Source organism: Curtobacterium sp. VKM Ac-2889 (assembly GCF_015350855.1).
GTDB classification, from domain to species: Bacteria; Actinomycetota; Actinomycetes; order Actinomycetales; family Microbacteriaceae; genus Curtobacterium; species Curtobacterium poinsettiae.
The window spans coordinates 180,578-199,747 of the sequence record NZ_JADKSC010000001.1 but is presented as its reverse complement, the minus strand read 5'-3'; the positions used below and the strand labels follow the sequence as shown (position 1 = coordinate 199,747).

The 19,170-nt window shown below is 68.6% G+C and carries 23 protein-coding genes; all 23 read right to left on the bottom strand.

Annotated features, from left to right (window positions below; translation table 11 throughout):
- Window positions 1-20 precede the first annotated feature (20 nt).
- The 23 genes from ITJ50_RS00980 to ITJ50_RS00870 all read right to left on the bottom strand — a co-directional run bounded on the left by ITJ50_RS00980 (window position 21) and on the right by ITJ50_RS00870 (window position 19,162).
- Window positions 21-1,256, bottom strand: a complete 1,236-nt coding sequence (locus ITJ50_RS00980) for a GDSL-type esterase/lipase family protein (RefSeq protein WP_194589742.1) — start codon at window positions 1,254-1,256, stop codon at window positions 21-23.
- Window positions 1,257-1,270: 14 nt separating this feature from the next.
- Window positions 1,271-1,627: a hypothetical protein gene (locus ITJ50_RS00975; RefSeq protein ID WP_194589741.1), complete on the bottom strand. Its 357-nt coding sequence runs from the start codon at window positions 1,625-1,627 to the stop codon at window positions 1,271-1,273.
- Entirely contained in the window at window positions 1,627-1,812 is a 186-nt protein-coding gene (locus ITJ50_RS00970) for a hypothetical protein (RefSeq protein ID WP_194589740.1), read from the bottom strand. Before ITJ50_RS00970 ends, ITJ50_RS00975 begins: the two co-directional genes overlap by 1 nt.
- Window positions 1,809-2,234 carry a hypothetical protein gene (locus ITJ50_RS00965; protein ID WP_194589739.1) on the bottom strand — a complete coding sequence of 142 codons (426 nt, stop codon included), beginning with the start codon at window positions 2,232-2,234 and terminating at the stop codon, window positions 1,809-1,811. The genes ITJ50_RS00970 and ITJ50_RS00965 overlap by 4 nt, the downstream gene beginning before the upstream one ends.
- A 2-nt stretch (window positions 2,235-2,236) precedes the next feature.
- Window positions 2,237-2,602: a hypothetical protein gene (locus ITJ50_RS00960; protein ID WP_194589738.1), complete on the bottom strand. Its 366-nt coding sequence runs from the start codon at window positions 2,600-2,602 to the stop codon at window positions 2,237-2,239.
- A gap of 2 nt (window positions 2,603-2,604) precedes the next feature.
- Complete coding sequence (locus ITJ50_RS00955) at window positions 2,605-3,366, bottom strand: hypothetical protein (protein WP_194589737.1); 762 nt, start codon at window positions 3,364-3,366, stop codon at window positions 2,605-2,607.
- Window positions 3,367-3,383: 17 nt separating this feature from the next.
- The gene (locus tag ITJ50_RS00950; RefSeq protein WP_194589736.1) at window positions 3,384-4,877 is read right to left on the bottom strand and encodes a hypothetical protein; all 1,494 of its coding nucleotides are present in this window, start codon (window positions 4,875-4,877) and stop codon (window positions 3,384-3,386) included.
- Window positions 4,877-6,463 carry a hypothetical protein gene (locus tag ITJ50_RS00945; RefSeq protein WP_194589735.1) on the bottom strand — a complete coding sequence of 529 codons (1,587 nt, stop codon included), beginning with the start codon at window positions 6,461-6,463 and terminating at the stop codon, window positions 4,877-4,879. The genes ITJ50_RS00950 and ITJ50_RS00945 overlap by 1 nt, the downstream gene beginning before the upstream one ends.
- On the bottom strand, window positions 6,463-7,422 hold the full coding sequence (locus tag ITJ50_RS00940; RefSeq protein ID WP_194589734.1) for a hypothetical protein: 960 nt from the start codon (window positions 7,420-7,422) through the stop codon (window positions 6,463-6,465). The genes ITJ50_RS00945 and ITJ50_RS00940 overlap by 1 nt, the downstream gene beginning before the upstream one ends.
- Window positions 7,423-7,437: 15 nt before the next feature.
- On the bottom strand, window positions 7,438-8,487 hold the full coding sequence (locus ITJ50_RS00935) for a hypothetical protein (RefSeq protein ID WP_194589733.1): 1,050 nt from the start codon (window positions 8,485-8,487) through the stop codon (window positions 7,438-7,440).
- A complete protein-coding gene (locus ITJ50_RS00930) occupies window positions 8,484-12,164 on the bottom strand; it encodes a tape measure protein (protein ID WP_194589732.1) in 3,681 nt (1,226 codons plus the stop codon). The genes ITJ50_RS00935 and ITJ50_RS00930 overlap by 4 nt, the downstream gene beginning before the upstream one ends.
- 3 nt (window positions 12,165-12,167) lie before the next feature.
- A complete protein-coding gene (locus ITJ50_RS00925) occupies window positions 12,168-12,584 on the bottom strand; it encodes a hypothetical protein (RefSeq protein WP_194589731.1) in 417 nt (138 codons plus the stop codon).
- Window positions 12,536-12,871: a hypothetical protein gene (locus tag ITJ50_RS00920; protein WP_194589730.1), complete on the bottom strand. Its 336-nt coding sequence runs from the start codon at window positions 12,869-12,871 to the stop codon at window positions 12,536-12,538. The genes ITJ50_RS00925 and ITJ50_RS00920 overlap by 49 nt, the downstream gene beginning before the upstream one ends.
- Before the next feature lie 82 nt (window positions 12,872-12,953).
- Window positions 12,954-13,151 (bottom strand): hypothetical protein, encoded by a 198-nt coding sequence (locus tag ITJ50_RS00915; RefSeq protein ID WP_194589729.1) that lies wholly within the window; start codon window positions 13,149-13,151, stop codon window positions 12,954-12,956.
- Window positions 13,152-13,153: 2 nt separating this feature from the next.
- On the bottom strand, window positions 13,154-13,708 hold the full coding sequence (locus ITJ50_RS00910) for a hypothetical protein (protein WP_194589728.1): 555 nt from the start codon (window positions 13,706-13,708) through the stop codon (window positions 13,154-13,156).
- A 109-nt stretch (window positions 13,709-13,817) separates the two neighbouring features.
- On the bottom strand, window positions 13,818-14,228 hold the full coding sequence (locus ITJ50_RS00905) for a hypothetical protein (RefSeq protein WP_194589727.1): 411 nt from the start codon (window positions 14,226-14,228) through the stop codon (window positions 13,818-13,820).
- An 8-nt stretch (window positions 14,229-14,236) separates the two neighbouring features.
- Window positions 14,237-14,494 carry a hypothetical protein gene (locus tag ITJ50_RS00900; protein WP_194589726.1) on the bottom strand — a complete coding sequence of 86 codons (258 nt, stop codon included), beginning with the start codon at window positions 14,492-14,494 and terminating at the stop codon, window positions 14,237-14,239.
- The gene (locus ITJ50_RS00895) at window positions 14,487-14,825 is read right to left on the bottom strand and encodes a hypothetical protein (RefSeq protein ID WP_194589725.1); all 339 of its coding nucleotides are present in this window, start codon (window positions 14,823-14,825) and stop codon (window positions 14,487-14,489) included. Before ITJ50_RS00895 ends, ITJ50_RS00900 begins: the two co-directional genes overlap by 8 nt.
- Window positions 14,825-15,388 carry a hypothetical protein gene (locus ITJ50_RS00890; RefSeq protein WP_194589724.1) on the bottom strand — a complete coding sequence of 188 codons (564 nt, stop codon included), beginning with the start codon at window positions 15,386-15,388 and terminating at the stop codon, window positions 14,825-14,827. The genes ITJ50_RS00895 and ITJ50_RS00890 overlap by 1 nt, the downstream gene beginning before the upstream one ends.
- 13 nt (window positions 15,389-15,401) lie before the next feature.
- Window positions 15,402-16,379 carry a P22 phage major capsid protein family protein gene (locus ITJ50_RS00885; RefSeq protein ID WP_194589723.1) on the bottom strand — a complete coding sequence of 326 codons (978 nt, stop codon included), beginning with the start codon at window positions 16,377-16,379 and terminating at the stop codon, window positions 15,402-15,404.
- 59 nt (window positions 16,380-16,438) lie between these two features.
- Window positions 16,439-16,930 (bottom strand): hypothetical protein, encoded by a 492-nt coding sequence (locus ITJ50_RS00880; RefSeq protein WP_194589722.1) that lies wholly within the window; start codon window positions 16,928-16,930, stop codon window positions 16,439-16,441.
- A gap of 62 nt (window positions 16,931-16,992) precedes the next feature.
- On the bottom strand, window positions 16,993-17,841 hold the full coding sequence (locus ITJ50_RS00875) for a hypothetical protein (RefSeq protein ID WP_194589721.1): 849 nt from the start codon (window positions 17,839-17,841) through the stop codon (window positions 16,993-16,995).
- Window positions 17,822-19,162, bottom strand: coding sequence for a phage portal protein (locus tag ITJ50_RS00870; protein WP_194589720.1), 1,341 nt, complete (start codon window positions 19,160-19,162; stop codon window positions 17,822-17,824). Before ITJ50_RS00870 ends, ITJ50_RS00875 begins: the two co-directional genes overlap by 20 nt.
- Between the last annotated feature and the right edge of the window lie 8 nt (window positions 19,163-19,170).

Sequence of the window (19,170 nt, the reverse complement as noted above, 5' to 3'; positions counted from 1 at the left end):
TTTGAGGATCTCGGCTCCCGCTACACGATGCCGAGCGCCGTGAGGTCATAGAGCGCGACCTGCGCGATCTTCATCGTGCCGACCATGCCTGAGTTGATCTGGAACATGACCTGCTGCGCGGTCGCCCCATCCGGACAGACGTACTCGGTGAAGAACACCCCATCCGGGATCACCACGGGGATGTTGTTCATCGGCATCATGTCGACTGCGCCAGACGCGGTCGTGATCCGGTTCCGGACGAGGAACCCGCTCGTGCCACTGGTGACGGATGTCTGCACACGGCCGACCAGCATGTAGCGGTGTCCCGGCACCGGGGCGGTCTGGACGTTCTGGTAGATCGTCCCGGACGCGGAGCCGTCGGCGGTCAGGTTCATCCAGTTACCGACCGCGGGTGCGGCTGCCGCGGACACACTCTGCGGTGAGCCCGTCCACGGCGAACCCACACCAGGGAACAGCCCATTGGCCAGCAGGTTGTTCGACTGCGCGTTCGTCGTCGGGAGGGAGGGCGAAAACGGCGGCAGTAGCGGACCTACCGTGGAGGCGAACGCCTGAGCCATCGCGCCGAATCCCGCGCTCGACGGATGTATGCCGTCGCCGAGGTATGCGGGCAGGAAGCTGCCCGTAGCCGGGTCGACGAGCGGTGTGTGGTAGTCGACCAGCGCGATGCCCTGCGCGAGCGCGTACCGGCGGATCGCCATGTTCCACTGGGTCACCTTCGCGGGACTCGTCGCAGAGGGCGGCAGGAGGCCGAGAATCGGCACTGCACCAATGCGTCGGATCTTCGCGACGAGCTTCACTATGTTGTCGATCGAGGTGCCGAGCGGAACGCTGTTGCCGATGTCGTTGGTGCCTGCGAGGAGGTGCACGACGTTGGGCGCGTAGGGCATGACGTCGGCATCGAACCGGGCGAGCATCTGCGCCGTGGTGTTCCCGCCGATGCCGGCGTTGTTGACGTACAGGGCGCGCTGGCCGGTCATGATCGACGCGAGGTTCCCGAGACTGACTCGCTGCGAGTGGGAGACCGACGAGGTCGCGGTGTTCGCTGGCGTCGCAGCGTCCTGCCACTGGGTCAGGGAGTCCCCGAGCCACACCATCCGATTGCCTGGACGAGCAGCACAGACCGAAGCGGACCGCGAGAACAACGCAACGCCTTCGGGAGTGCCAGGGTCCTCGATGTTCGCGGCGATCCGCGCGCGGACGTCGTCGCGCAGCTGCTTGGTGTCTGAGTCGATAGACGGGACGAGGTTCGTGCCCATGATGGCCTTTCAGGTCAGGAGCGGGGCCGGCCGACCGGCGGGACAGGGACGGGCGTCGTGCGCCGCTCCCGGATGATGGTGAGGAACACGGACACCCACACGACGGCCGCGAAGGTGTAGATCAGGAACGCGAGCAGGCCGAAGCCGTCGCCCGAGCTCGAGGGGCCGCCGTTGGCGATCGTCGCCGCGACACGGCGCACGAGGACCAGGAGGAACACCGGGATCGTCCCGATGAACAGGCCGAAGAACACGGTCCCCAGCAGCGACCGGTACCAGCCCGACCCGATGCCGTACAGCAGGGCGGTCAGTAGTGCGAAGGTGCCGGCGATGGTGGCCGGCACGGTGGCCCAAGTGTTGAACCACGCGTCCATCAGTTCTCCCCTCGGATGATCGCGCGCATCTTCTGCGCGAAGTGGTTCTGCTCGCGGCTCTCCCGGAGCTGAGCGAGCGGCCCGTTGCGGACGCTGTCGAGGACAGAGTCGAATCGGTACTTGGCGGACCGGGCCTCGTCGCGAGCGCGGCGGGCTTCGTCGCGTCCGGCTGTCTGCTCGTTCATGACGGTCCTCCAGCGGCTTGCTCGATGGAGCCGAGGAGGTGGTTGGAGAGCTTCGCGTACTCGTCGGCGAACTCGCGGACGCCGTCTTCGGCTTTCTCGGCTCGGGCGCGCTGGTCGTTGTGTGCCTCGCGCCAGTAGCTCTTCGACTCGCGCAGCTCCTCGTACCGGGCGTCCTTCTCGGACAGGCGCGCTTCGTAGAACTTCTCGAGGTCGGCGACGCGCGCCCGGTGATCGCCGATGGTGATGATCTTCCGGGTGGCGAAGAGGCCGACGATGAAAGCGAGGCCGCTGCCGGAGATGATGTCCGACACCGACAGGGACCCGCTCAACCACTCCCACCAGCCGGGGACAGTGGAGTCGGGGGCGGCCGTCGCGAACCATTGGAGCAGCTGCACGGCGACCGCCCCCGTTCCGTTGTTCATGCTCAGCTGTTCGCGGCGTGCTTCGGCTGCCCGTTGTCGCCGAGCCCGTCACCGGGCACGAGTGCGTCGTCGGTGGTCGGCTCGTCGACATCGGCCGGGGGCTCGTCGCTCGAGCGGGTGGTGGTCGTGCTCCCGTTGCTGGGGAGCCAGGCGGTGACGAAGCCGAGGACGAAGCCGCCGACGACGGCCGAGATGATGACGCCGGTCTCAGCGCCGTCGAGCTTGCCGTCCGCGAATACGCCGGCGAGGGACACGGTGCCCGCGCCGGTGATCGCGCCGCCGATGCCGGCGCTCCACGCCTTCTTCGCGTGCTGCAGGCTGAACTGCTCCTTCAGCGTCTCTCCGACGCTCAAGTCGATGATGCTCACCGTCACGCCCCCTTCGCGATCTTCATGGCGGCGTTGTAGGAGCCGCGGAACAGCGGCACCCGGTCGGACGCCTTGAGCTTGATGCCCCACACCCAGTCGAGCGCGTTGAAGAACGCGTCCCGCTCGGTCTGGTTGGTGAACGTCTTCGCGATGCCCGACCCGGGCTCGCCGACGATGCCCTGCCTGGCACCCTTCGACTTCGACTCGTCGATCCACTTGATCTTCATGGCCTGCTCCTTCGTGATGTTGGGGGTGACGTGGTCCAGCACGACGCTGGGGTTGGGGGCGAGCACCTGCGCTCGGTCGGGGTAGATGTTGAAGTGCCAGATCTCGCGCCGACTGAAGTTCCACCCGGTGTTGCGGAGGCCGTACTTCCGGCCGATGACGCCGTCCGGGTGGTTGCCGTCGAGGAGGTCCCGGGCGCGGTCGCTGATGACCGCGCCGCCCGGGCCGCCGAGGTCCGCGGCGTTGCCGTAGTTCAGCGGGTCGTGCGTGGACGTGAACTGCGGGGGTGGGCCCCAGGTGCAGAACGCGGCGAGGGGTGCCCACGGGCCGCCGTTGAGGAACCCGATGTAGTCCTGGCGGACTCCGATCTGGTCCTCGCGCGACCGGTCGGCCTCGTTTACGGTGACGATGAGTCCGTGGTCACGCCGGAGCTCGGCGAGGGCGGCGATGAGGTTCCACCCGGCCTGCACGTTCGACATGACCTGGGGCTTCCCGAACGTGCGACCGGGCAGCTCCGATGTTCCGACGATGACCGACATGCTGGTTCTCCTTCGGGTCAGGCGATCTGGTAGTGGCCGAGCAGCAGGAGCCGGTCGGTGTCGATGGCGAGGTTGGGCAGCGAGCCAGTGAGGCGTGTACCGGTGTCGGTGCTGAGGTACGCGATGCGGTCGAGGTTGCCGCCGTCGGTGTCGCCGTAGACGGCGAAACCGCTGGCGTTCGACCCGTTGCGGTCGTACCGGCCGGTGAGGATCGGCGTGTAGTTCACGCCAGCCGGCATCACTGCGGGGATGGGGAGCTCGAGGTACCAGCGGCCAGACCCCGGGGCTGGGGTGCCGCGGAAGTAGATCGAGTACTTCACCTCGCAGGTCGCCCCGACGATCTGCCACGTGCAGGTCGCGTAGCCGAGCTGTCCGAGGACCGGGTTGCCCGACATCGCCTTGAGGACGTTCTGGGTCACTCCGGTTGCCTGACCGACGACGACGCGGCCGGTCTTGGGGTCACGGATCTCGTTCACGTAGACCGTGTCGAAGAGCGCACCCGGAGCCTGCATCTGCACGGACGCTGGTCCGGTGCCCGGGTTGGCGATCGTGACGTCGCCGATGAACAGCGAGTCGCCGGCGAACGACAGCCCGTTCTGCCGGGCGGATGCGCCTTCCGGCGGGTCGTCGGGCGCGGGTACGCCCTGAATGTCGCCGGCGAGTGCGTCGTTCGAGTCGTAGAAGTAGACGTGGCCGCGGTCGCTGCTGTCATTGCGGATCTCGACGCGGGTGCCGGACTGGGAGGTCTGCACCACTTCGGCGACGATCTGCTTTGCCTGCACGACCTTCGCGAAGAGGTAGTCGATGACCGCCTGCGGCATCGTCGCGCCTTCGGTGACGAAGAGGTTCCCGACGTTGACGGTCTGCAGGTTCGCCGTCGAGGCCGCGATCTTCATGGCGACGAGGTCGAGGATCGCAGCCTGGCCTGCCGTGAGCTTGCCGACGTCGACGTTCGCGAACACCTCCGACGCGATCCGCCGCGGCGTCCACACCGGTGCTTCGTAGGTTCCGGTCTGCTGCCACTGACCGACGATGTCCTCGGCGGCGTTGATCATGAACCACGTCGAGCCCGTCGGGGCAGTGCCCTCCGGCTCCTCGTCGGAGTAGAGCAGCAGCGTGATGCCGGCCCCGACGATGACGTTGTCGACCCGGTCGGACAGGCCGGTGATGTCCTCGCCGAACGCTGCAGCGATGTCCTGCAGCGAGTCCAGGATCTCGGCCGCGGCGTCCTCCCGGTCGGCGGCGGCGTCCTCGAAGCGGGCGATGAGGTCGTCGTCGCTGGCTGAGCTGATCGCCTGCAGGTCCGAGACACCCTCGTTGCCGTCGGCGGCATCGCCCTGCACGTCCGGCATCGCGTCGTTCGTGACCACCGCCTCGCCGACGACGTCAGTGACGCCCACGGCAGCGTCACCGCCGATTGTGGTGTTCCCGAGCTGAGACGATCGGCCGAGCCGCTCGAGCTGCACCTGGATGGCGTACAGGCGACGCGCGACCTTCTCGGATGCGTCCATCACTCGACTCCTGATCCGTAGGTGAACGAGTCCGTCAGCTGCAGGCTGATCTCAGTCGTCCCATTCGTGTTCTCGGTGATGCCGACGATGCGGTGCCACAGGCCGAAGTCCCCGTAGTGCGGGACCTTCCCCTGGACGAAGATGTCGTCGCCGAGCGCGTAGGAGCCGCGGGGGCTGTTCACGTGCTCGGTCACGACGATCGAATCGACAGCGAGGGTTTCCTGACGTGCGACGAGTTCCGCCTGCAGTCGGGTGACCATGTCCTGCTTCGACTTGATGTCCTTCGACTGCAGCGTCGCGACGCGGCGGAGCCGGCCGTCCCGCTTCGAGATCAGCCGACGGATGGACCCGGCCCCCTCGCCCGCGCCGATGCCGAACACGGTGTTCGCGAAGTCACCCCCGGACGAGGCGGGCTGCAGCCGCACGGCGATGTTCACGCCCTGCTGGAACGTGGGCGCTCCGTCACCCTCGAGGCGGCGGCCGGTGCGCGGGTACGCGATCCGGATCCGTGTCGCTGGCACGTCGCCGGACCAGTAGTGCTCCTCGACCCAGTCGAACGGGGCGTCCTTCGCGAGGTCGTCGATGAGTCGCCCGCAGTCCGGTGCCTCCCACGCCTCGAGCGCGTACGCACCGCCGTCCTCGGACTCCTGCTGCTGCGCGGCGCTCTTCAGCTCCGACGCCTTGTCCTTCCGCTCCTTCATCGTCGCGACGATCGCGGCCTGCGCGTCGACGTCGGCCTGCTGAGCCTTGATGCGAGCGTTCGTGGTGTCGAGGTTGCCGTCGCGGCCGTTCAGGGCGGCCTGGCGGTCGTTGACGACCCCGGTGGCGTCCGTCACGCCGGTCTGGGCGTTCCGGACGGCGGTCTGGGCCGCGGCGATCTTCGCCGGGTCCTTCGTCTTCTGCGCCGCCGTGAGCGCGCTCTTCGCCGCGGTGAGGGCCCGCTTCGCAGCGGTGAGTGCCTTCTTCGCGGCGGTGAGGTCCTTCGACGCGTTCGCGCGGCTGGTGCGCTGCGTGGCGGCCGTCTTCCGGGTGGTCGCGACGATCTTGCGGAGCGCCTGCAGGGTCTTGTTCTCGGCCTTGTAGTCGCGGACCTTCTCGTCGTAGTACGCGACGGCTTCGATGCGTCGCTGTGTGGAGAACGAGCCGACGCGGACCGGGGTGGTCCCGACGACGGTGAGGCCGATGTCGGAGTCCGGGAACGACTGCACGTGCGCGACGAGCTTCCGGACGATGGACGCCGGGTCGACCTCGGCCCCGTAGTAGGGCTCGTCGCCGTAGGGGCAGCCGTAGAGGACCGTCGGGAGAGCAGACAGAGTCAGCTTCCACTCGGGGCCGGCGTACGAGACGTCGGTGACGATGCCGCGGAACCGGATCTGGTCATCGTCGGCGACGGTGACGATGGTGCCCCACTCGTCGAAGAAGGGTTCACCGTCGGACGCGTTGCTGTTCGCCTGCGCGGCGGGGACCGTGATCGGCATCGTCCCGACCGCGGAGAGCTCCCGAGTGGGCGCGCCGGCGGTCATGCCGCGGAAGTCGTACGAGAGCACTTCTCCGGTGACGGCGCGCTGGATGATGAACCGCTCCATCAGGCCAGCCGTTCCACGAACTGCACGTCCGCGAGGTAGTACGTCGAGTCGACGGTGAACAGGTAGCCGTCGCCGTCCGAGCGGAGACCGGAGATCCGGAGCGGCTGCTTCGTGCCCTTCACCGCGGCCGGCAGCTTGAGCTCACCAGCGACGACGACCATCTGCCGCGCCTGCCCGTTTTGGGCGGCGTAGTTGTAGTCGTACTGCCCGAACGCGGTCGAGCTGCCGAGGATGAGTCGCAGCGACCCGGCGGCCTTCGCCGCGCTCTGGCCACCCATGAACTCGAGGCGCGCGATGATGTGCGTCGCCCACGGCGGCACGTCCACCTCGTACGTGTTCGTGGTGGGCCACGCGGTGAACGTCGACGAGGTGAGGCGGGCCCCGGGCTCGGCGGATCCGAAGAGCGTCTGCGGCTCCGACCGCGGGTTCGCCAGCGACCGGAGGTCGGTGATCATCGCGTTCGTGACGGTGCCGGTGGACTTCGGCAGGTCGACGCGGGCGAGCTCGATCGCGGACAGGCCCTTGTACTGGTTGAGCTCCTGCAGCGACCGGGTGCCGGCGGGCACGTCGGGGATGATGTCGAACTTCACGTAGGGTCCGTTGCGGGGATCCGCGGGAGCCTGGGCGTTGCCGTCGATGTAGGGGTTGTCGACGCGGCAGATCACCAGGTCGGAGCGGCCCGATGCCGACCCCGTCGGGGTGAATTTCACGCTGCTTGTGTCAGCGACGCCGTTGCGGACGGAGTAGGCCTCCTGCGCGGCGACCCGGTTGAGGACCGCGCCGTTGCCGGACGCGACCTTCACGCCGGCACCGGGCACGTCGAGCTGGGTGACCTTGAGGTCGCCGGGGGCTGCGACACCCTGCCGGCCGCCGGTGGCGAGGTACACCAGCTGGCGGACGGAGCTCGGGCTGTGCTCGGCGTCGCCGCCGATTGCGAGTGGGACACCATCAAGAGCCATGCGGGGTCGCCCTCCTTAGGGGGTTGGGTACGCGGCGCGCCAGACGATCCGCGCGGTGGGTGCGCCGGACGAGGACGAGCCGGAGAGAGTGAAGGTGTGCGAGCCCGGCGGCAGCGCCGCGGCGGGCAGCAGCGTCGACGTGCGGGTCAGTGACGCGATCTGCGTGCCGTTGCGGAGCACGCTCTGCCGGCCAGGTCGGGTGTCGATCGTGAGCTGCTCGTCGTAGCGGAGCGACGTCGCCGCGGTGAACCGGAACTGGCCGGCGACCTCGACGGTGGGGTTGAGGATCGGACCGTTGATCGTGATGATCGGCCAGGTGGGAACGTCTCCGAGGACGGTGAAGGTGTTCTCGGCGGTCGTGTACCCGCGTGCCACGAGCGGGAACCGGAGCCCCTCGGCAGTGGTGACCCGCGACGTCGTCGCGTACAGGCCGGAACCCGGCGGCGACTCGATCAGTCCGTCGGGCGAGTACAGGCCGGAACCCGGCGGTTCCTCGGTGAGCCCCGTCGTGAGGTAGAGCCCGGACCCGGGCGAGGACTCGGCGAGGGTGAGGCCCTCGACGTTGCTGTACTCCCGGAAGACGAAGCCACCCGACTGGGACAGCGCGAACGGCACCTGCAGGTAGTCCTCGGGGCCGTACCAGAGGTCGTCCTGGGTGGCGAAGTCGGCAGTGACGCCTACCGCGCCGGAACCGATCGGCATGTACGCGGGAGTGATCCGCCGCGGTCGACCGAACGTCGACCGGCCCGACGGGGCCGTCAGTGTCGCGGTCGCGCCTGGCGTGCGGCGGACGCTGTCCGCTCGCCAGGCCTTCCGGAACGCTGCGTACAGCGCCTCAGCTTCGGCGTCGGTCTCGCCGAGTGCGTTGAGTCCGAACGCGACCGTCTGTCCCGCGGTGGTGTCGTCGCCGAAGAAGTTCCCGTCGATACCCGGGAGGGAGCTGTCCTGGTTCTCCCGCTCGGCGTCGCTGATCTCCGGTGCCTTGTCGAACGGGTACCGCGACGACTGCGAGCCGAACAGGATGACCCCGTCCGGCCCGCAGTCGAGCTTCCAGTCGGTGCTCACTTGTGACGTCCTCCCCGCTCGAGCGAGCTCAGGTAGTGGTCGACCTCGGCGAGGTCTTCCTTGATGACCCCGGTCGACTGCAGGGTGAGGCTCCCGACGAGCGGGCCCCGCTGGACGGTGCGCCGATCGCCAGCGAGGGCGTCGCTGATGCGCGGAGTGAGTGGCACCACGGCCTCGTCGTACCGGCCTTCGCCGACGTTGACGAGCGTCCCGCCCGGGCGGCGGCCGACGAGGGCACCGGCGGCGAGCTGCGGGACGTTCTGGGACATGCCCTTGAACTCGAAGTGCCACGGCTCCCGCTGCGAGAACCCGAGACCGGTGTTCGCCCAGCCGTACTTCGCGCCGTTCGCGCGAAGCCACGACTGCCCGCCTGCGACGTCGGCAGCACGGCCGAGACCGTGCACCGACGTGCCGACGGGAGCAGCGAGGTTGCCGCCGTTCTTGAACAGCGACCACCGGTACGCCTGTGCCTTGAGGTCGCGGTAGCCCTCCGTGAGCCGGAGGATGCCACCCGATGCCTTGTTGGCGAGGTTCCACGCGGCGGCGGCTCCCTTCTGCAGGAGTCCGCCGGTCGCGCCGACACCGGAGCCGGGAGCGAAGCCGCTGGCCTTGGCGAGCGCTGACGACGGGAGCTGCCCGTTCGCGCCGTTGCCGCCGAAGGCACCGACGTCGGAGGCGATCCCCTTGATCTTGTCGATGACGCTCGAGAGGACCTTGCCACCGACGCCCTTCGCCATGTCGAGCATCGCGCCGGCACCGGGGACCTTGCCGATGAGGCCCTTGACGAGCTTGCCGAGGGTGCCCATCGGGTCGGAGACGACCGACTGTGCGGTCTCGGCGGCATTCTTCGTCCAGTCCCACGCCTTGCCGGCCTTGCCAGCAATCCAGTCCCACCCGGCGGCGATGTTCTTCTTCGCGTCGGTGACGAGGCCGCCCTTGGCGTAGCCGTTGCGGGCGATGTCGTGGAGCCGGCCGACGCCGAGGCGGGCGGTCTGCTCCTTGGTGAAGACGAACTCGCCTGCGTGGACGATGCCGGCGGGGTCGTACTTGCCGCCGGGCCCCGTGTAGCCACCCGTCGCGAATCCCTTGGGGAGGGACACGTTCGGCAACGGCTTGGTGTGGAAGACCTTCGCGAGCTTGTTGAAGTTCCCGATGATCCCGTCACGGATGACGGTCTCGACGATGAACTTGATCGGGGCCTTCACGACCGACTTGACCAGGTCCCAGGCCTTGCCGATCCCGTCCTTCATGGCGGTGAACGCCTTCGGAACGGTGTTCTTCGCGATGTCGACGATCTTGTCGAAGACCGGCTTGATCCAGGAGTTCCAGACCCCGCGGACGACCGTGCCGATCGCGGAGAAGACCGGCCGGATGATCGTGTCGCGGAGCCAGGTGAACACCGGGCCGAGGGTGTTGCGAAGGAACCCGACCACGGCCGAGAAGATCGGCATGACGAGCCCGTTCCACCACGCGGAGAACATGGCACCGATCCAGGTGAAGACCGGCGAGATCACGCCCGACCGCAGCCACGAGAAAGCCGCACCGAGGGTGCCCCGGACGAAGCCAACGACGAAGCCGAAGATCGACGACACCGTGGTCCACCAGACCGAGATCGCTGCACCGATCCAGGTAAAGACCGGCTGGATGACACCGGTCCACAGCCAGGAGAACGTCGCACCGAGGGTGTTGACGATCAGCCCGACGATGCCGGAGACGGCCGAGGCGAAGATGCCACCTGCCCAGACGACGATCGCGCCGATCAGCTGGAAGATCGGGAAGATCCAGCTGTTCCAGAGATAGCCGACGGCGTTGCCGATCGCGGTGAGCGGCGGGGCGATGTAGTTCGTCCACAGGGCGACGAAGAACCCGCCGACGGTCTGCACGGCGAGGCCGATGCCGGCGAAGGCGGGCTGCAGGATGGTCTGCCACAGCCAGGTTGCCCGAGCGGCGATCCCGTCCCATGCGGGCTTGATCGCGTTCTCCCAGAGCCACACGAAGGCGTCGCCGACCGCTGCGACCGCGACCTTGATCGCGGCGAAGACGGTCTGCACGATGGCTTGGCCGAGCTTCGTCTGCGTGAAGAACCAGACGAGCCCAGCGACGAGCGCGCCGACGATGGCGATGATGATGCCGATCGGACCCATCGCGACCTTCACGGCAGCGCCGAAGATGCGAAGCGCGCCAGCACCGATGAGCGTCGCGACGGTGCCGACCGTCGTCGCCGTGGTCGAGATCCGCTGCGCGAGGGTGAGGCGGCCGAGCGCCGAGGCGTTCTGGTTGGTGACGCCGGTGTTGGCGGCGGTCGCGGCAGCGGAGACGCCCATGCCGCGGGCGGTCGCGTACTCGAGGCGCGCGGCCTCGAGGCGGAGGATGTTCCGCTTGATCTGCACCGGCAGGGCCAGGAGCTCGGCAGTACGGAGCACGACCGACGCCGCCGCCGTCGCCCGGGAGGCGAGCTGCCAGGCGATGAAGCCGGCAACGATCAGCGGCATGTACTTGACGATCGTGTCGACGTGATCGGCGAGGAACCCGAGGACACCCGCGAGGACGGTGATCCCGGCCGCGGCGAGCTTGCCGGCGGAGTCGCCGAGCTCCGGGAGCTGGTCGCGGAACGTGGTGAAGGCCGAAGTGAGCTTGGACAGGGACGCACCGACGCTGCCGAGGGCGGTGTCGGTGTCGCCGCTGCTCAGCGAGGAGAAGACGTCACGGACCTTGCCGACGAACTCGGAGGCCCCGGCGATGACCTTGCCGAAGTCGACCCGGTCGATCCACCCGGCGAGGGCTGCCATCCCCTTCGTGACCTTCTCGTTGAGGACGTCGGCGAAGGGCTGCAGGGCGACGCCGGCGCGGTCGACGGCGTTCATGACGGAGGTGAAGAGCGCGGGTGCGCCAGCGACGGCTCCGTAGAGGAACATCGCGCCGAGGCGGCCAAGGGCGGCACCCATGTTTGCGGCAGCGCCGCGGACGGTCTGCCCGGACGCGAGGGCAGCGCCGCCGATGTTCTTCTCGATGACCTTGCGGAAGGTCTCCGAGTCGACCTCACCCTTGCGGACCATGTCGGACAGGTCGTCGGCGGAGACCTTGTACTCGTCCTGCAGCCACTGGAAGATCGGGATGCCCCGGTCGGCAAGCTGGTTGAGGTTGTCGGTGTAGACCTTGCCGCTGGTGGTGGTCTTGTTGATGATCGAGCCCATCTCGCCCAGCGACGAGCCCGCGATGGTGGCTGCGTCAGCGGTGAGGGAGAGGTACTTCGTGAGGTCGCGGCCGGGCTTGATGCCCGCGGCGACAGCGGACGCGGCAACGCCTGCAGCGTCGCCGAGTCCGAACGCGGTCCCCTTCACGGACGCGAGAGCGCTGTCCATGATGGTCGCGATGCCGTCGACGTCGTGGCCGAGGCCCTTGAGCTTGCCCTTGGCGGAGTCGATGTCGAGGAGCCGGTCGAGGCCCTTCTTCGCGGCGACGCCGGCGATGGTCGCGCCGATGGCGGTGACGGCCCCACCGACGACCGCAGTGGTCTTCAGGGCCATCGACCCGACGGACTTCAGGAAGCTGCCGGACATCTTGCTGCCGACCGAGGTGCCGAGCGCCTGCGGGTTGATCTCCCGCTCGATGGCGCGCCCGGCACCCTTCGCCTGCGGGACGACGGAGACGTACGCGATCGCGGATTCGGTCGACATCGGTCAGCCCCTGTTCTTTCGCAGCACCTCCCGTGCTTCTGCAGGGGAGAGATCGGTCTTGCCGAGTCGGCTCGTGTTGTTGTCCTGCCAGGGACGCGGGTACGGCTTCGGCCGCCGGCCGTTGCTGTTCGCCGCATAGAAGGCGTCGATGAAGTCCGCCATCTGGACCCACTCGCGCGAGACGGGGAAGTCCCAGCCGTGCGTCGCGGCGAACAGCACGGACGACGTGTCGCGGGTGGCGACACGCAGAAGGCGGTCGACCAGTACGTGGTCGACCGCCTTCCGGTCTGGGGTGTCGTCGCCGCCGATGTCGTCGATGTCGATGCGGAGCTGGTGCAGCTCCCAGACGAGTTCGTCGGGGTAGGACTCCGCTAGTTCCCGGAGCCCTTGAATTCCCCCAGGCCGACGTGCTCCGACCATGCCTCGAAGACCGGGCCGAGGTCTTCCATGTCGAGTGCCCCCTTGAAGTCGGCGGGTACGACGTGGTCGTAGAAGGCGTCGACGAGGGCGACGCCGACCTCGCGCTGCCACTGCTCCTGCACGTCCTTCGCCGGGTTCTTCGGCTTCTTGTTCTGCGCCTGTGCGGTGAGGATCTCGGACGGGATGCGTCCGGGCAGCGTGTACTCCGTGCCGTCGTACTCGACGACGAGCGGCGGGCGGCTCTTGGCCTTGATCTGCAGTGCCTTCACGGCGGTGGTCTCGGTCATGCGTATCTCCTGGCTCGGTTGAGAGTGCTCGGGTGTGGGTGGGAGGCGTGCCGGGGCCCGAGCGCCCCGGCACGCCGGTGGTTCACTCCTTGGGCGAGGCCGCCTTGGGAGTGGTCTTCGGGTCCGGCGTCGGTGCGTCGGTGACGGGCTGCGTGGCCTTGACGTCGTCGCCGGTGACACGGACCCAGTAGTTCTTGTCCTGTGCCTCGCGCTGCTCCGGAGTGACCTGCTTGATCTCGCCGGTGTGGACGTGGCGGACGAACATGCTCTTGGCGCTCATGCTCAGGCTCCCGTCGTGTCGAGGGACGCGTACCACTTGATGGCCGAGTAGGACTCGTCGCCGTCGGTGATGGCGTAGCCGGTGACCGTGAGCTCGTACCCGATGGGGTCGCCGTTCACGTACACCTGGTCGCCGACCTCGGTGACCTCGCCGGACGGGACCGAGACACGGATGACCTCGTCGCCGTCGATGACGTCGAAGGTGTACTGCTTCCGGCCGCCGGTCTGCCCCGGGTCGATCTTGATCGAACCGTCCGCGGCGACCTTGACGCCGTAGTACTCCTCGATCGTCTCCTTCTTCGTCTCGATCAGCACGAACTGGTACTTGATCGAGGACTCGGTGACGGGCTCGCGGACGAGCGCGGCGTTCTGCCAGGCCCGGATCTGGTTCGTCGAGCGGTCGCGGGTCTCGGTGAGACCGCCATCGCTGATGTAGCCGAGATCCTTGTGGTCGACGCCGAGTGCGCTGGTCGCGCTGGTCGGCTTGTCCGCGGTCGTCGGGGCGACGTACGCCGCACCGGTGACCGCGACGCGGACGTTCTCTGAGTTCAGGGACACGTGGACCCTTCCTTCCAGTTGTGATGTGGCGGGCGTGTGCCCCTGGCATCCCTGCTCGGTGGGAGGAATGAGAGAAGCCCCGCCAGTGGCAGGGCTTCGAGATGGTGGGTCAGAGGTTGCGACCGCGATGTCGCAGCTCGAGCTGCGCGGTCTGCTTGAAGTAGCCGTCCGCCGCGGGATCCGCGTTCGGCCCGCCGTTGACCTCGGCGAACGTGATCGGTGAGCCGTCGACCATGCCGCCGGCACCGCGCGAGGTCGCCAGCGCGAGGACGAGGTTGATCAGGTCGACCGTGTCGCCCTGATCGTCTGTGATGACGTCGACCGTGACGTAGGAGGTTCGAACGGTGTTGCTGGTGCCGCCGCCCGGACTCGTCGTCAGCACGACCGCGCGGCGGCTGTCCGGCGACTTCCGGTCGGAGACCTCGACGCCGGCCGCGTACGGCTCGGTGCGGGCCGTGAGGAGGGCGTCGGTGCGCCGGATGAGGTGGGCGAGGAAGTCGTCGTAGACGATGCCGTGCACGGGTCCTCCTAGCGGGACTGGGCGTTGCTGAGGACCTGGCGCATCGCGGAGATGAGCCGGGCACGTTCCCACACCACGGCCTCGACGCGGAGGCGGACGCGGGAGTTCGAGGTGCCGACACCCGTGCGGATCGCGGTGACGGTCGCGCCGCCGGGGATCTGCGCGGCGATGTCGTCGGCGAGGGGGCGCAGCTGGTCCTCGATGCCCTTGGACGCGAGGACGGCTCCGAAGCCGCGGCGGTTGAGGACGACGCGCGACTTAGGCACTGACGTAGTCCTTCCGCTCGAGCTGCACGACGGAGCCGGGCTTCCAGTCGCTCATGCCGGTCGACCAGTCGGCCTCGTCGGCGAGGACCTTGTAGCGGGTGCCGCGGACGGTGAGCTCGTCGTCGGAGCCGATACCCGCAACGGCGGGGAGGTAGAGGGTGATCCGGGTACTCGAGGTGTTCTCGGCGGTCCCGGTGACCTCGTCGCCGAGGTTCGGCGCGATGAGGACGTCGGTGAGCGGGGTGTCGGCGTCGGTGAGGATCGGCTTGTTGTACCGGTCGCGCTGGCCGGTGTCGGTGCGGTGGTGCCAGGTGACGGTCTCGCCGGTCATCAGTACCCCTGCACGATCAGGCCGTACGACTTCACCCGGTACGACTGCGCGGTGCGGAGGTCGTCGGGGGCGAGCCGCGGGGCCGCGCCCTGCGCCCAGGCGGCGTACGTCTCCTGCGAGCTGAACGGGCCGCGGGTCTCCCCGCGCTGCGAGACGCCGGCGCGGGCGCGCGGGTCCGCCTCGAACAGCTGCGCGACGACGCCGGCGACGGTGAGCGTGACCAGGTCGGGGACCTCGTCGGAGCCGTGCTCGTAGTCGACCACGACGGTCGTGCCGGTGGGCACCGGCACCTCGAGCCGCTGCCCGATGAGGGTGAACCGGTCGGCGGGTTCACCGTCGACCGTGAGGACCGCGCGCACGGGGCGCTGCGGGAGGGTGAGCGCGCCGGCAGTCACCCGGAGCCGGTTGGTGGACCGGCCCAGGGTGAACTGCTGGCGCGCTTCCTTGCGGAACAGCTCCGACACCTTCAGCAGGTGCACGTCGACCTGCTTTGTCTCGGAGGCGGTGAGGTCACGGCCGAGCGCCTTGACGACGTCTTCCTTCGTTGCCAGCGCTTCGGCCATGACCTCACTCCTCTCAGGACGCCGCGGGGGCGGTGGTGCTGAACGTCACCTTGACGGCGCGCACGAACTGCAGGGTCGGCTTGTTGTCGCCGTCGAGGACGAGCGAGCCGTCCGCGTTCGTCTTCGGGTCCGTGACCGGGGCCGCGCCGGCGAAGGCGTGGACCACGGAGCGGTCCTTCAGGTGGTCGCTGTCGTAGTCCCACAGCTGGGTGACGGCGAGACCGTTGCCGGCCGCGACGCCGCCGCCCTTGGCGACACCGTTCGGGACGACCGGGGCCACGACGACCCAGGCGACGGCCGACTCGTGCACGAAGTACGAGGCGGTCGGGTCGAGCTCGTCGAGCTCGACGATGGTGAAGCCGCCGAGCCGACCGACGACGCCGTCACGCAGTGCCTCCGGCAGGCCCGAGGTGTCGACCTCGAGCAGCTTGTCGTTCGACGCGATCGCCTCGGAGACGTCCGCACCGACGAGCCAGTACCGGCCGGTGGCCGGCACGTGCGCCTTCTGGAACAGCTTCCGGGCGCGGACCGCGACCTTGCGCGGGTCCGACTCCATCGGGTCGGCGGAGTTCGGGTTGAACTTCACCGAGTTGACGAACGTCGCACCGGTGAGCGCGGTGACGACCGTCGCCGCGACCGCCTCGGCGACCGCGCTGACCTGCGGTGCCTGGATGTCGCGGACGTAGTCGACCTCGTCCAGCGTCTCCTCCTCGGGGGAGAGCTGCACCGCGCTGTAGATGTGCTGGTCCAGGGTGAGCTGGATCTTCGTGTTCACCAGCTTGTCGATGACGATCGCGTCGTCGCCGCGCCACTCCTTCTTGCGAGCGACGAGCACGGCGGGGCGCTTGATGCCGATGGTGTCGCCCTCGGCACCCTTGAAGTCGGCGACGCCGTACTTCGTGGTGAAGAGCCCGGGGGCCTTGATGTTCTTCCGGAGCAGTGCCAGGGCGGTTGCCGCCAGCTTGGTGCCCTTCGTGAAGATGTTCGCCACGATTCCTCCTTGGTTGGTTGAGATGGCCGCGTGGGGTTCGTGGCGAACACCAGCGGGGGTTACCTGGCGGTTGCTGCCGCCACGACGTCGTCGACCGACAGCTCGCCTTCACCGATCTGCTGACCGGCCTGTCCCTGTCCATCGGCCGAGGGGCCGGCGGGCGGGGCGGGGATCAGCTCGAGCAGTTCGTCGGCGTGCGCTTCGAGCTCTTCGCGAGTGGTGCCGCGGAGGGCGGACGCCTTGATCTTGCGATCGGCGAACTTCTTCTCCGTGGCGATCTCCTCGCGGAGCTTGACGGCTGCCTCCTTGGCGTCGCGTTCCGCGACAGCCTTCTCAGCGGCCTCGGCGCGTGCCTGGACCTTCTCGAGCTCGGTGCGGTTGGCCTCTTCGTGCTCGTCGAACTTCTTCGCCTTGTCGGCGTTGTCCTTCGCGCGCTGCTCGTTCTGCCGGGAGAGCGTCTTCCACTTCTCGGCTTCGGCCTGTGCTGCCTGCAGCTGCTCCTCGAGCGTTGCGCCCTCGTCCTGCTGCTTCTTCTTGTCGTCTTCCGACATCGGTATCTCCCGTTTCGGGTTGATGGTTGACCGTTCCGGTCACTTCCCACGGATGCGGGGAGTCAGGTGAGCGCTGCGATGTCCGCAGCGCTGGTGAACTTGTCGGACCGCCACGCGAGGGTCGGTCCGAGCTCGCCGTGCTCGTTGACCACGACGAGGTCCGTGTAGTCGCTCAGCGGCTTGCCGGTGGACGACGTCTTCTCGATGCCGAGGTCACGTGCGCCGCGGTCGGACGGGCCGCCGAGCTTCTGGTCGATGAGCGCGTGGGTGCGCTCGAGCAGGTCCGGGTCGAGGATCGTGCCGGGCCCGTCGGCCTCCTTGACCGGCTGCACCCCGCAGTCACAGCCGGGGTGGATCGGCATGAGCTCGTGCTTGGAGTACTTCTGCGTCGAGGCGATGGCGCACAGCGCGCAGTTCTCGAGGCCGGTGAGTACCCGGCGGTAGCCGTAGAACCCGGACGCCTCGAGCGCGCGCTGCGCCTGCCGGTTCTTCGCCTGCTGCAGCTCGGTCGCGACGATGGTGAGCATCCGGTCGAGGCCGTACGCGATCGCAGCGTCGAACGGGGAACCGTTCGACAGCGCCGTGTACAGCGTGACCGCGCCGCGTCGGTAGACGTCGGCCGAGGGCGTGCCCCGGTAGCCGAGGATCGCGTCCCGGTCGACGCTCGCGCCGGCGGTGGTGCCGGCGACGAGGGCCGCCTGCCCGATGTAGGCGTTAGTTAGGGTCGCCGTGGCGAGCTGGCCGGCCTGCACCTGCGGCAGGATCTGCGTGATCAGCCGGTCGATGTCCGCGTCCCGGTAGTCCGGCGACGCGTCCCACCGGGCCGCCGTCAGGGCGAGGGTCCGGTCGCGGATCTGTTTCGTCGTCGTCTGGTGGGCCGCGGTCAGCTGGTCAAGCGTTGCCAGTGCCACCGGCTGCTCCGATCAGGGTCGCGGCGAGCAGCTGGTCGGTGGCCGCGTCGGCTTCGTCCTGCGCGATCTCGTCCGGCGACATGCCCATGATGTTCTGCTTGATCCACCGGGCCGACATGCCGGCCGCCTTCGCCTGCGTGGCGGCCTGGGTCTTCTCGGTGAACGAGACGTGCTCGGGCGGCATCCACAGCAGCTCGATGGTCTCGCCGTCGTCGACCCCCAGGATCCGGAGTGCTTCGAGGAGAGCGCCTTCCCCAGGGGAGGAGGCACGCGCGATGCGGTCCTTCGCCTTCTGGATCTCGCCCTCCTTCGCGTTCGCTGCGCCCTCGGCGGACTGGTTCTCACCCGACGGGATGAACACCGAGATCGGCGTGCGGATGACGCCGGCGAAGTCTCGGGCGTCGGTCTTCTCGCCCTCGAGCAGCGGACGGATGTCGGTCGCTTCCGACTCCCACACGTCGATGCCTTCGGGGAGATCCAGCAGCGCGCCGGGCGCGGCCTCGAGGATCTTCGCCCAGTCGATGTCGTTGCCGTCTTCGTCCTGCTTTTCGAGGCCACCCTTGAGCGCACGGACCTTGAACGCCTGCATCGCGGTGGTGACCAGGCGCTGCAGCTTGCCGAGGTTGATGCGGTCGATGACGTCGGTGTGCGGCTCGAACTCCGCGACGCCGTCCTTGTTCTCGAGGACGTACACCGGGACGCCGCCGGTGAAGGTCTCCGGCTCGCCGTCGGGCTCCCAGTCGCCGGCGACCTGCGGGTGGGGGGTGCCGTTGTCGCTGTTCGACTTGCGGGAGAACCGCTGTCGCATGCCGGGTACCCAGACCAGGGCGTAGTCGTTGCCGGAGTCCGGGTCGCGCCACGCCTTCAGTGCTGCGCGGGCCCGCCAGGGCTGCGTCGGGTCGGGCGCGGTGATGACCTGCTCGGGCTTCTCCGACGTGATGATCGGCTGGCCGTCGCGGACGCCGGTGATGAGGTAGCCGACGCTCGTGGTGAGCATGTTCGAGATCGCGTCGCCGAACACCACGTCGAGGCGGTTGTCGCGCCACACTCGACGTGCGGCGACGGCAGCGGGGCTCGTCGTCGATGCGCCGACGCGGACCCCGTTCGGGACCATGCGACCGCCGAGGGATTCGCAGGCGAGACCGCCGTAGTTCGTGCGGGCCTTCTGCTGGAACGCCTTCCACGTCTCCTTGGTGTTCTTGCTCATCTCGGGCAGCGGCGCGTTCCCGTTCGCGTAGGAACGGTTCTTCGCGATGCGCGCCTGACGGGCGTCGAGGCGCTTCGCCAGGATCGGGAGCCATTCGGCGGGTGTGGTAGCCACAGGGTCCC